The organism is Ruegeria sp. B1 (assembly GCF_056535885.1).
The window spans coordinates 182,417-194,597 of the sequence record NZ_JBQFJA010000001.1; the positions used below are offsets into that span (position 1 = coordinate 182,417).

General features: G+C 59.5%; 12 protein-coding genes. 3 read left to right on the forward strand and 9 right to left on the reverse strand.

From position 1 onward, the window contains the following. Positions 1-17: 17 nt before the first annotated feature. The 5 genes from ACR3ES_RS00955 to ACR3ES_RS00975 all read right to left on the reverse strand — a co-directional run bounded on the left by ACR3ES_RS00955 (position 18) and on the right by ACR3ES_RS00975 (position 5,947). Complete coding sequence (locus ACR3ES_RS00955) at positions 18-1,616, reverse strand: ABC transporter ATP-binding protein (RefSeq protein WP_480424639.1); 1,599 nt, start codon at positions 1,614-1,616, stop codon at positions 18-20. Beyond that, a complete protein-coding gene (locus ACR3ES_RS00960) occupies positions 1,613-2,428 on the reverse strand; it encodes an ABC transporter permease (protein WP_480424642.1) in 816 nt (271 codons plus the stop codon). The genes ACR3ES_RS00955 and ACR3ES_RS00960 overlap by 4 nt, the downstream gene beginning before the upstream one ends. Beyond that, positions 2,425-3,372, reverse strand: coding sequence for an ABC transporter permease (locus ACR3ES_RS00965; protein WP_170430807.1), 948 nt, complete (start codon positions 3,370-3,372; stop codon positions 2,425-2,427). Before ACR3ES_RS00965 ends, ACR3ES_RS00960 begins: the two co-directional genes overlap by 4 nt. Positions 3,373-3,412: 40 nt before the next feature. Next, a complete protein-coding gene (locus ACR3ES_RS00970) occupies positions 3,413-4,354 on the reverse strand; it encodes a hypothetical protein (RefSeq protein WP_480424645.1) in 942 nt (313 codons plus the stop codon). 105 nt (positions 4,355-4,459) lie between these two features. Beyond that, positions 4,460-5,947: an ABC transporter substrate-binding protein gene (locus ACR3ES_RS00975; protein WP_170430803.1), complete on the reverse strand. Its 1,488-nt coding sequence runs from the start codon at positions 5,945-5,947 to the stop codon at positions 4,460-4,462. A gap of 170 nt (positions 5,948-6,117) precedes the next feature. Between ACR3ES_RS00975 and panB the strand changes: the two genes are divergently transcribed. The 3 genes from panB to glpK all read left to right on the forward strand — a co-directional run bounded on the left by panB (position 6,118) and on the right by glpK (position 9,355). Continuing rightward, the gene (gene panB, locus ACR3ES_RS00980; RefSeq protein WP_170430801.1) at positions 6,118-6,957 is read left to right on the forward strand and encodes a 3-methyl-2-oxobutanoate hydroxymethyltransferase; all 840 of its coding nucleotides are present in this window, start codon (positions 6,118-6,120) and stop codon (positions 6,955-6,957) included. Further along, complete coding sequence (gene panC, locus ACR3ES_RS00985; RefSeq protein ID WP_170430799.1) at positions 6,954-7,805, forward strand: pantoate--beta-alanine ligase; 852 nt, start codon at positions 6,954-6,956, stop codon at positions 7,803-7,805. Before panB ends, panC begins: the two co-directional genes overlap by 4 nt. A gap of 71 nt (positions 7,806-7,876) precedes the next feature. After that, on the forward strand, positions 7,877-9,355 hold the full coding sequence (gene glpK, locus ACR3ES_RS00990) for a glycerol kinase GlpK (RefSeq protein WP_170430796.1): 1,479 nt from the start codon (positions 7,877-7,879) through the stop codon (positions 9,353-9,355). Here glpK and smpB read toward each other — a convergent pair. The 4 genes from smpB to ACR3ES_RS01010 all read right to left on the reverse strand — a co-directional run bounded on the left by smpB (position 9,352) and on the right by ACR3ES_RS01010 (position 12,179). Then, positions 9,352-9,828: an SsrA-binding protein SmpB gene (smpB, locus tag ACR3ES_RS00995; protein WP_170430794.1), complete on the reverse strand. Its 477-nt coding sequence runs from the start codon at positions 9,826-9,828 to the stop codon at positions 9,352-9,354. The genes glpK and smpB overlap by 4 nt on opposite strands. Positions 9,829-9,886: 58 nt before the next feature. Beyond that, positions 9,887-10,429, reverse strand: coding sequence for an isopentenyl-diphosphate Delta-isomerase (gene idi / locus ACR3ES_RS01000; RefSeq protein WP_170430792.1), 543 nt, complete (start codon positions 10,427-10,429; stop codon positions 9,887-9,889). A 206-nt stretch (positions 10,430-10,635) separates the two neighbouring features. Next, the gene (locus ACR3ES_RS01005; protein ID WP_170430791.1) at positions 10,636-11,049 is read right to left on the reverse strand and encodes a cytochrome c family protein; all 414 of its coding nucleotides are present in this window, start codon (positions 11,047-11,049) and stop codon (positions 10,636-10,638) included. Between the two features lie 113 nt (positions 11,050-11,162). Next, positions 11,163-12,179, reverse strand: coding sequence for a P1 family peptidase (locus ACR3ES_RS01010; protein ID WP_170431224.1), 1,017 nt, complete (start codon positions 12,177-12,179; stop codon positions 11,163-11,165). Positions 12,180-12,181: the final 2 nt, after the last annotated feature.

The window sequence follows — 12,181 nt, forward strand, 5'->3', positions numbered from 1 at the left end:
AAGGGTTTTTGGCGTTTTCATGCGACGCTCTTCCCGAATTCGGGCAATCGAGGCGCTGCAGCGATCAGCGTTTGCGTATAAGGGTGTTGCGGCTCTGCAAACACCTGCTCGGTCTCACCCTGTTCGACGATCTGACCGGCGCGCATCACCAGAACACGGTCGGTTATGGTGCGGACAACACTCAGATCATGGCTGATGAACAGGTATGTGAGATCATAAGCCGCGCAAAGCTCTGCCAACAGGTCTAGAATCTGCGCCCGGACCGAAACATCCAGGGCCGAAACAGCCTCGTCAAACAGGATAAGATCGGGCCGGATGATCAGCGCCCGGGCAATCGCAATCCGTTGACGCTGCCCACCTGAAAACTCGTGAATGTATTTGGTTGCGTCATCGGGGCGCAAACCAACGGCGGTCAACATCTCGGCAATACGCTCCTGCCGCTCGGACCCGGAGGGTGGCTTGTCCAGCAAGTGAAACGGCTCGGTGATCAGACGCGCGACGCGGTGCCGCGGGTTGAAGCTGCCGAACGGGTCCTGAAACACCACCTGCATCTTGCGGCGCACTGCCAGGTTGGGTGACTGGCCTGAGAAGACCGGCTGCCCATCCAGCAGAATTTCACCGCTCTGCACCTCTTCCAAGCCAAGAATAGCCCGTGTTAGTGTCGATTTTCCACATCCAGACTCACCGACCAACCCCAGTCTTTCACCCTTGCTCAGCGTAAAGCTCACCTGATCGACGGCACGGTTGTGTGCGGGCGGCTCAAACAGGTTTTTGCGGGGCAAGCGGTAATCGCGAACGACGTTCGAAACCTGCAAAAGCGGATGAGGATGCGTGGGCGTGGGTAACGTCACCTGATGCCCCGACGCTTCGAACAACATCCGAGTATATGGATGCTGCATATGGGACAGCAAATGAACTGTCGCACCGGCCTCGACCACCTTGCCTTTTCGCATCACGACGATCTCATCTGCCATATCAGCAACGACGGCCAGATCATGCGTGATCATCAGCAGGCCCATACCAAATTCGGCCACCAGACCCTTAAGCAGATCCAGTATCCTGGCCTGTGTGGTGACATCCAGTGCCGTGGTCGGCTCATCCGCGATCAGCAGTCTGGGGCGCAGCGCGATGGCCATCGCAATCACAACCCTTTGGCGTTGGCCCCCGGACAATTCGTGCGGGTAGCGAGACAAAGGGAAACGGTCCGGCGGCAAACCAACGCGGGTCAGCACCTCTTGCGCGCGATCTCGCGCCTTGTCGCGGGGCATTGCCTTGTGGATCAGGATCGTTTCCATCACCTGATCACCAATTGTGCGGACCGGGTTCAGCGCCGTCATCGGCTCCTGAAACACCATCCCGATCGCCGCGCCACGCTGAAGACACATGTCAGCCTCGGAAAGGTGCAGCAGGTCCTGACCGTCCAGCAGGATCGATCCGTCACAATCCGCCCCGTTTGGCAACAACTGCATGACGGACAGGGCGGTCATCGACTTGCCTGATCCGCTCTCACCGGTCACAGCCACGATCTGACCAGGCGCCACGGAAAAGTCCACACTATCCAGTATCGGGATGCCGTGGATTCTCACGGAGAGGTTTTTGATCTCCAGCAGGCTCATGCACGCGCCACCCTAATGCGTGGATCCAGCCAATCGCGCAACCCGTCGCCCAACAGGTTCAGACCCAACACCGTCACGATGATGGCCATGCCAGGAATCAGAGCCAAATGCGGGGCAAAACTGACCATTGTCTGCGCATCGGCCAGCATGCGACCCCAGCTGGGCGTGGGCGGCTGCGCCCCCAGCCCGACATAAGACAGGCCCGCCTCGGCCAGAATGCCCAGCGAGAACTGGATCGTCCCTTGTACGATCAACAGGTTGGCTACGTTGGGCAAAATGTGCTCGGCAGAAATCCGGGCGGCCCCTTTGCCAGAGACCCGAGCGGCAAGAATAAATTCGCGCTCCCACAAGGACAGCGCAGCACCGCGTGTGATGCGGGCAAAGACAGGGATGTTGAAGATACCAATGGCGATGATCGCGTTGATCGCCCCTGCACCGAACACGGCGGTGATCAGGATCGCAATCACCAACGAGGGGAAGGCAAAGACCAGATCGTTGCCGCGCATGATCACCTCGTCCAGCCACGATCCTTTGCGCGCCGCAGCCGCCAGCCCAAGCGGCACGCCCAGGACCATGCCAATCCCCACGGCCACCAGCGCGACCGCAATTGACGTGCGCGCGCCGACCATGATCAGCGAGAACATATCCCGGCCGAAATGATCCGTTCCGAACCAGTGCTGCGCGTCAGGCGGTTGAAGCTTGTCGGGGATATCTAGCGCCGCGTAGTCATACGGTGTCCAGATAAACGAGACCAATGCCGCAAGCACAACCAGCGAGGACAGAGCGGCGCCGAGGATCATGTTTCGGTTCATGATCTGCTCCTAAGTCTCGGATCGACAGCGGCATACGCCAGATCAACCAGGAAATTCACGGTGATCACGGCAAAGACCAGCAACATGACCACGGATTCGACCACGATCAGATCGCGGGCCGAGATCGCCTGAAATACCAGCCGACCGAGGCCCGGCAGGTAAAACACCTGCTCGATGATGATAGCGCCGGCCAGCAGGAACGAAAATTGCAACCCGATGATGGTCAGCACAGGGATCAGGGCGTTGCGTACCCCATGACGCCACAGCGCCTGGCGGCGGCTCAGGCCCTTGGCCCTGGCCGTGCGCATGAAATCCTCACCCAGAATATCCAGCAGCGCGGATCGCATGACACGGGCCAGAATGGCGGCCTGTGGTAGGGCAAGTGCAATTGCGGGCAGGGTTAGAGAGTGAAGGCCGGTCCAGACCCCTTTGTCCCAGCCCGCAAATCCACCTGCATTGAACCAGCGCAGGTTGATGGCAAAGATCAGCACCAACATCATGGCGAACCAGAAATTCGGAACCGCGATGCCCAACTGCGTCGCACCCATCACTGTCAGATCACCGGGTTGCCCACGCCGCGCGACCGCGTAGATCCCCGCTGGGAATGCGATCAGGGTCGATAGGGTCAGGGCGTACAGGGCCAGAGGCAGCGACACCCACAGGCGATCCGCAATCATTTGCGATACCGGCGTCCGATACGTGTAAGACGTGCCGAAATCGCCCACCAACATGCCGCCAACCCAGTCGAAATACCGCTCGACTTTCGAGACATCCAACCCAAGCTCTGCGCGCAAGGCCGCCAGCGTATCGGGCTGGGCGTTCACCCCCAGCATGAACGAGGCTGGATCCCCGGGCGCAATCTCGATCACCGCGAAGATCACCACCGAGGCGACCGCGAGGCTGAGGATCAGAGACAGCAAACGTTTGAGGGTGTAGCGCAACATCATCAACACGTTACGGACCCGCGCTGCCCGGGTCCAGCATCTAGCGGTACTTGCGTCGTTCTTGTCGTATCAGGTCAAGGGCGCACATGGAGAACTCTGCCCCATCCGCCGTATCTGACAGCCAATTCAGGTTCGTCTCTGTCCGGGCCAGAGCCGCGCGGCGCAATACCATCAGTCGCGCGCGAGGGCTGTTCAGAAACCGGGCCTGTGGAATGACCGCCTCAAGCGGGCTATCAATTCGGATCGCTTCGAAATAGCCGCCCGATAGCGCCAGAAAGGCAAAGGCGCAATCGGCAACCCCCTCAGCGCATTGCGCTGTACACAGGTCTGCGATCGGTTGGGTAGATGTGGCCGACATGAGCCACTGCTCCACCGCAGGTCGCCATGGATTGTCCGGCGATGTATCTCCATATCCCAGCCCCAGCGCCAGAACACCAGCCATGCCCAATGCTCCCGGCTGTGCTGCATTGACGGCGTCGGGCTGAATGTGGCGCAGGGCAGCCAACCCATCACCGCGCGGTTCAGGCTTGTCGGTCAAATAGGCAAGATAAGGCCGCAAATCCTGCATGACGTCGGGGTTCGCAGCCAGTGCCTTGCGCATAGCCTGATCGCCATACAGAGCCACGATCCGGGTTGGCCGATCCGTGGCCTGATGCTCACCCAGCCGGTTCAGAGTGGCAATCAGATCGGGATCCGGGTCGGCGAATTTTGCCTTCAGCAATGCCTGTGCCCGCTCATTTCCAGCATCCGCCTCAACCACCAGCCAGGATTTGCTAAAGGGGCTTCCGTCAGCATACCGAAACAGGTCTCGCGCCTGATCCGGTCGAAGCGACTGACGATATGGGGACGGGCCCAGATCAGTTGTCTCGATCTGGGCCAGCAATACCCGCGCCTCTACATGCCCATCCGCCGCCATCTCTGCCAGCATTGGCAAGCTGTGCGCATCGTCGCCGTTCAGCCAAAGTTCAACGGCCGTTTCCAAGCGAGACTCCGCCATAGCGGGCGCACCGCCCAACAAACTGCATGCGAAGGCCAGTGCAACTAGCGCGCCTCGGAACATCGACGCCTCCGGTGTACTGACTTGCGCCTATTCGCTCCACCTGATGGCAGTTAGATCAATGGCTGCCGTGGGCGCATTTTCCCAAAGCCCCTGAACACCGGCCTTGGCCACGCCCAGCTTGGCAAGCTGGAACAGGTACCCGTTAACGTAGTCATCTGCGATCAGGCGCTGAGCCTCACCCATCAGCCGTGCCCGTTCTTCAGGGTCGGTGGTCGAGTTCAGCATGTCCATAAGCGCCTGAAAATCGGTGCTGTCATACTGGAAGTAATAGTCGGGTCGCGCGTAGATGCCGATATCCATCGGTTCGGTGTGGCTGACAATTGTTAAGCCAAAATCCTTACCTTTGAACACGGATTCCAACCACTGGGCCCACTCGACATTGATGATCTCCGCCGTGATCCCTACTTCGGCCAGCTGCGCTGCGATGATCTCTCCGCCTCGGCGGGCGTAAGACGGCGGCGGCAGGTGCAGCGTGGTCTCGAACCCATCGGCAAACCCGGCTTTGGCCAGCAACGCCTTGGCCTTTTCCGGATCATAGGCGGAATTGCCTGTCAGATCGACATAGGCGGGATTGTGGGGGGCGAAATGAGTGCCAATCGGCGTTCCATAGCCAAACATCGCCCCGTCAATGATGGCCTGACGGTCAATCGCATGGGCCAGCGCCTGACGCACGCGAATGTCATCAAACGGTGCCTGCTTGTTGTTGGTCGACAGGATCGTTTCCCCTTCGGTAGAGCCCACCAGCACCTGAAAGCGGGGATCTGCTTCAAACTGAGGCAGGTTTTCCGGCGCCGGGAAGTTGTCGAATGCATCGACATCCTCGGCCATCATTGCGGAAAACGCAGCTGTCGGGTCAGAGATGAATTTGAATGTCGCCGTCTCTAACGCAGGCGCGTCGCCCCAATAGTTGGGGTTGCGGTTTAGCGTGACACTGTCGCCCTGAACCCATTCGCCAAAGGTGAACGCCCCTGTGCCGACCGGGTTGGTTTTGATGTTTTCGATGCTTTCGGGCGCAACGATGACAGCGTCGCCCCAAGCCAGGTTGAACAGAAAGTTCCCATTTGGCTCGGACAATGTAACCGTGACGGTCAGCGGGTCGACAACCTCAACGCTCTGGATTCCGTCAAACAGGGCTTTCTGCGCGTTGGCGCTGTCTTCGGCCATGGCGCGATCAAGGCTGAACTTGACGTCCTCGGCATCCATGGTCGTGCCGTCGTGAAAGGTGACACCATCCCGCAGCGCAAATGTATACACCATTCCATCATCCGAGATTTCCCAGCTCTCCGCCAGACCAGGCACCACCGATCCGTCACCCATGAACCGGGTAAGTCCTTCGAAGATATTGGTGTAAACCACCGAATCGATGGCCTGCGCTGCCGCGCTGGTCGGGTCCAGATGCGGCGGTTCGAGCTGCATCGCGATGGTGATGTCTGACTTGGCAAGGGCCTGACTGGCCAGAAGGCTAGCGCCCAGCGCCAGCGCTGAGGCAAAGCCGCGAAACGTCTGCTGTGTCATGAAGTTCTCTCCCCGCTGAGGTTGTATGGCCTCGTGATTGACGGACCTGTCTGTGTGTAATGTCCCTATAAACCTTGGGTCATTCAAGGAAATGTTCGCGCAACCGGGGTTTCTTCGCCCCTGTCCGATCTGCTATGCCGCGCTGCAACATGAATCCCGCAGGAGCGAGCATGAGCGCCACCGCCCGCAAAAAAGCACCGAATGCCGAAGATATTCGCGCCAGAAAAGGCGGCGATCCTCTGGTATCCCTGACCGCCTACACGACACCAATGGCCCGCCTGATGGACGACCATTGCGACTTTGTTCTGGTCGGCGACAGTGTCGGCATGGTGCTGCACGGGCTGCCCTCGACCCTTGCGGTGACCATGGAGATGATGATCCTGCATGGGCAGGCCGTCGCACGAGGGCTGGACAAGGCGATGATGGTTATCGACATGCCCTTTGCCAGTTATGAGCACGACCCCGCGCAGGCCTTCCGCAATGCCGCCCGGCTCATGTCGGAAACCGGTGCGGGCGCAGTCAAGCTGGAGGGCGGGGTGGAAATGGCCGACACCATTCGCTTTCTTGTGAAACGCGGCATACCCGTGATGGCGCATATCGGTCTGACGCCTCAGTCGATCAACACGCTGGGTGGCTACAAGGTTCAGGGACGTGACGAGCAGGCCGACGCAGTTCTGGCAGACGCTAGCGCCGTTACAAAGGCAGGCGCGTTTTCGGTTGTGTTAGAGAAGGTTCCGCAAGGTCTGGCTGACCGGATCACAGCCGACATTGCAATCCCAACAATTGGCATCGGCGCCTCCCCTGGCTGCGACGGGCAGATTTTGGTGGTGGACGACATGCTGGGCTTTTTCACCGCGTTCAAACCGAAATTCGTCAAGCGTTACGCCGATCTGGGTCCGTTGGCAGAAGCCGCCATTGCAGATTACGCCGCCGAAGTGCGCGCCCGCAGTTTTCCGGCAGATGAGCATGTGTTTTCGGATCAGGCTCCGGCCAAGGGACCCAAAACATGATCGCACCCATCCTGCGGCGCCTAGAGGATTTGCGGGCCCTGACGGCCGCGTGGCACCAACAGGGCGAGGTGATCGGTGTCGTTCCGACGATGGGCGCGCTGCATGCCGGGCACCTGTCCCTTGTTGCCGCCGCAAAGGCCAACTGTGATCGGGTGATCGTCACGATCTTTGTCAATCCAAAGCAGTTCAACAACCCGGACGATCTTAAGAACTATCCGCGCACCGAGAATGAAGACGCGCAGAAACTGTCTCCACACACCGTCGATGCAATTTATGTACCGGACCCGGATCAAATCTACCCGGACGGATTTTCCACGACGGTCGCTGTATCCGGTTTGACGGATGTGATGGAAGGGCCATTTCGCCCCGGTCATTTTGACGGGGTCGCCACTGTAGTGGCCAAACTCTTCCTCCAGACGCAAGCGGATCGAGCCTATTTCGGAGAAAAAGACTATCAACAGCTTCTCGTGGTCCGCCGCATGACCCGCGATCTGGACATCCCGATCGAGGTGATCGGCTGTCCAACGGTGCGTGAGCCATCCGGGCTGGCGATGTCGTCCCGAAACCTTTTGCTCTCTGCCCAAGGATTGGAGATTGCAGCGACGAAAAACCGGGTTATGCGCGAGATTGCAGATCGGCTGACGGCGGGTGACGCCTTTGCCCCATTGGCGCAAAAAGCAGAGGCAGATCTGTTGGCCGCAGGGTTCACCGATGTCGAGTACATTGATCTGCGCTGTGCCGAAACACTCGAAGAACTGTCCCGCGCATCGCGCCCTGCGCGGTTGTTTATCACCGCCTGGGCCGACAGTGTGCGTTTGATTGACAATATCCCTGTCGAACCGGCCTGATTTCTGCTCTGGCAGGATCACGACTGTTTGCGCTAAAGTCCCGCAAAACGAAACGGGGGAGATACGCAGGCATGACCTTTATTCTCGCAATCGATCAGGGCACGACATCCTCACGCGCAATTCTGTTCGACGCACAGATGCAGCGGGCGGGGACAGCGCAACGCGAGTTTCCCCAGCATTTCCCGCAAGAAGGCTGGGTCGAGCATGATGTCGAGGATATCTGGGACAGCGTTCTGACCGTTTGCCGGGAGGTCATGGAAACAACCGGCGTTGCTGCTGAACAGATCGCCGGGATCGGCATCACCAACCAGCGCGAAACCACCGTTGTCTGGGATCGCGCAACCGGCAAGGCCATCCACAACGCAATCGTCTGGCAGGATCGCCGCACCGCCGATATCTGCGCGCGCTACCGTCAGGCGGGGTGCGAAGACGATGTCACCGCGCAGACCGGTCTGCTCTTGGACCCGTACTTCTCGGGCACCAAGGTCAAATGGCTGTTGGATACCGTTCCGGGTGCGCGCGTGCGCGCTGAGGCCGGGGATTTGCTGTTCGGCACCATCGACAGTTTCCTAATCTGGCGGCTGACCGAGGGCCGCAGCCATGTCACAGACGCCACCAACGCAGCGCGCACCTTGCTGTTTGACATCCACAAGGGCGAATGGAGTGCTGAAATCTGCGACCTGTTGGATGTGCCTTTGAACATGCTGCCGGAGGTCCGGGACTGTGCAACAGAATTTGGCACCACATCTTTGTTCGGGGGGAACATCCCGATCCTCGGTGTGGCCGGTGACCAGCAGGCGGCCACAATCGGCCAGGCCTGCTTTCAGCCCGGCATGATGAAATCCACCTACGGCACCGGGTGCTTTGCCTTGCTGAATACCGGCGCACAGCCAGTCGCGTCCAAAAATCGTCTGCTGACGACAATCGGCTATCAACTGAACGGGCAGCGGACCTATGCGCTGGAAGGCTCGATCTTTATCGCGGGCGCGGCCGTTCAGTGGCTGCGCGACGCGCTGCAGATCATCGACTCGGCCCCTCAAAGCGGAGAACTGGCGGCGCAGGCTGACCCGACTCAGCATGTGGTTCTGGTCCCTGCGTTCACCGGTCTTGGTGCGCCCTATTGGAAACCGGAGTGCCGTGGCGCCATGTTCGGGCTGACCCGAAACTCAGGCCGGGCCGAGATCGCCCGCGCCACGCTGGAAAGCAATGCCTATCAGACCCGGGACCTATGGCATGCCATGCAGGGCGACTGGGGCGCGGATGCCGATGTGATTCTGCGCGTTGACGGCGGGATGAGCGCGTCCGACTGGGCGATGCAGGGATTGTCGGACTGTCTGGGTGCCCCGGTTGATCGCCCCGTGATGCAGGAAACCACCGCTTTGGGGGCGGCTTGGCTGGCGGGCATGAAAGCCGGGGTGTATCCCGATCAGGACGGATTTGCCGAGACATGGCAACTGGATCGGCGCTTTGAGCCCGCCCTGCCCGAGGCTGAGCGTGACGCAGCCTACGCACGCTGGCAACGCGCGGTCGAGGCGACGATGGCGTTCTAGCTGTGATCTTTCAGCAGTCGCTGCTTCTGCCTCGACCAATCCCGCTTTGCCTGAGTCTCGCGTTTGTCATGGGTCTTTTTGCCCTTCGCAATCCCGATCTTCACCTTGGCCAGGCCCTTGTGATTGAAATACAGAACCAGCGGCACCAGTGTCATGCCTTTGCGCTGGGTTGCGTTCCACAGGTTTGACAGCTCCTTGCGCGATACAAGCAGCTTACGGCGACGGCGTTCCTCGTGTTTGAACGACTTGGCCTGCTCGTACGGCGCAACATAGCTGTTCACCAGCCACAGTTCTCCGTCATCGACCGTGGCATAGCTTTCGGCGATGTTTGACCCGCCCGCGCGCAGGGATTTGACCTCGGACCCTTCCAGCACGATACCGCACTCGATATCCTCTTCGATCGCATAGTCGAAGCGAGCACGCCGGTTCTCGGCGATCACTTTGTAGTTCGGGTCTGTCTTCTGCTTGGCCATGACGCGTTGATTTAGGTGGCTTGCGCGACCCATGCAAGATAGGGATTCGCCGCCATCTTCAGGTTTTCGATGAAATGATCAGGTCGGGACCAAATATCGTGTCGGCATGACTGTGCAAATAGATCTTGAGCCATGGGGTGAAACGGTCCGGGTGGCGCTGCACCTCGGCCAGAAGATCGTGGTAGTCAATCCAGCGGATATCCATGACTTCGTCCGGGTTCGGCTCGATTTTCAACGGGCCGCGAACGTGGGCTAAAAACACATCGACCACCTCATTTTCAACCAAGCCGTTGCCGACATCGGCATGATACTCCAAACGGTGGCGGTATTCCGGGTAGAGGCCGGTGATCCCCAACTCCTCGCGCAAACGGCGCACGGCGCAGCCCGACGGGCTTTCGTTCCAGTCGGGATGAGTGCAGCATGAATTCGCCCACAGGCCAGGCGTGTGATACTTCCCCAGTGCACGGCGCTGTATCAGAATCTCGGTTCCGCGCACGACAAAAACGGACACGGCCTTGTGTCTCAGCCCTTTTTCATGCGCCTCCAGCTTGTCAACGGGGCAAAGCTCGCCGTCAACCCAGGCCGGAATCATGATACCCATCTGTCGTCTCCTGCTGCCGGTCCGCGAATCCATCGGGCGTTATGATTTGGCTGCAGCCGGATCAGCTTGGCGTTTGAGTGCAAAACAACAGGTGATATGCACCTATTGGTCCCAGAGTGTCCACAAAATAAAGTTCGATCAATCGTACCAAAGGCCGCAGGGGCTGCGGCCTTTGGTCTTTTTCACAACGGATTGAGGTTTAATCGCTATTCGCCGGACACGCTGACGATATAGGCATAAACATCTTCGCCGCCCTTTTTGAGCTTAAAGGTCATCTTGGATTTGGCGGACGTCTCGTCGAGGTAGTCTTTCAGGAAGGCCTTGGGATCCTGCGAATACTCGACAAAAGTCACTTCATCCCAAACCAGCCCATTTTCGCCCGCTGCGACGATGCTATCGCCATATTTGAACCCTTCGACAGTCCCTGCAGTCCGGCCTGCGATGCCATACAGGTTCGGACCGGTCTTGCCGCCTTTTACAATCACCTCACCGTCCGGGTCGGCGATCATGTGGCAGGACTTGCACTTGTTGAAGGTCTTTTTGCCCGCCTCGGCGTCACCTTCTGCATAGGCAGGGACAGCCAGCAGACCGACGATTGCGGCACAGAGGATGCGATTCATAGTTTTTTGCTCCGATACTATTTGGCTGACCCGAATGGAACGCTGACACGGCAGAGAGTCAACGCGCAGATTGCCGCGCGCGGGTACTGTGTCAGGACGGTTGGATCGCGTCCTTAACCAAAGTCATTTAACTCGGACCAGCACGGCAACAGGTCCCCCGGGGCAGGCGATGCAAGGTACACCGCGCGTGCAATCGCCCGCGACAGACACAGCGATGCGGCATGCCCGATCAGGTCCAGCTCTGTCCCGGTCTCCAGTGGAAATGCGCCCGTGCTGATACTAAAAACGAGGTCGCCATCACCCGGTGTGTGCGCAGGCAGGATAGCCCGCGCAATTCCGTCATGCGCGGCAACGGCGACTCGGTGGCATTGCGGCTTTGTCAGAGTCGCGTCGGTCGCGACAATCGCAATTGTCGTATTGGCATTCTCAGGTCCGGCAAGGCGCATCGCCTCAGCCTTACGGCTCGCAGGTCGCCGACCCAGACCCGAGGACGGATCGGGGCCGAGACCGCCATACTCATCATCCACTTCGAAAGGTGCGGCCCAGAAATGTCGGTCCCCCGGGGTGGTAACACTGCCCATCGGATTGGCGGCGACCAGGGCTCCGACGGTGATCCCATCCTCAAGCACAAGAGAGGCTGAGCCGAGGCCCCCCTTTTGCATTGCCGCCAGCGCGCCGGTGCCAGCACCGGCAGTACCCAACCCAAACTCCTGCGCGGCACTTTCGAAGGCCGCGCGTCCCAACTCACGATATGGGTTTTGGTCCCAGCCCTTGTCGCCGCCGTTCAAAAGATCAAAGAGGATTGCGCCCGGGACAATCGGCACAACCGTGCTGCCGACGGGAAAACCCTTGCCGCGTGCCCGCAATGCATCCGAGACGCCCGAGCAGGCGTCCAGCCCAAAGGCCGACCCGCCGGACAAAGCAATTGCATCGACATGCGTCACCGACTTGTCCGGGTTCAGCAGATCGGTTTCCCGTGTGCCCGGCGCCCCACCCATCACGTGGACCGATGCTGTAAATGGCTCGTCCGCAGCCAGAACGGTCGTCCCGGATTTCAGGTCATCATCCTGAGCATTGCCCACCTTGAGGCCAGAGACGTCGGTGATCAGATTTCTGGGTCCTGGGATCATCG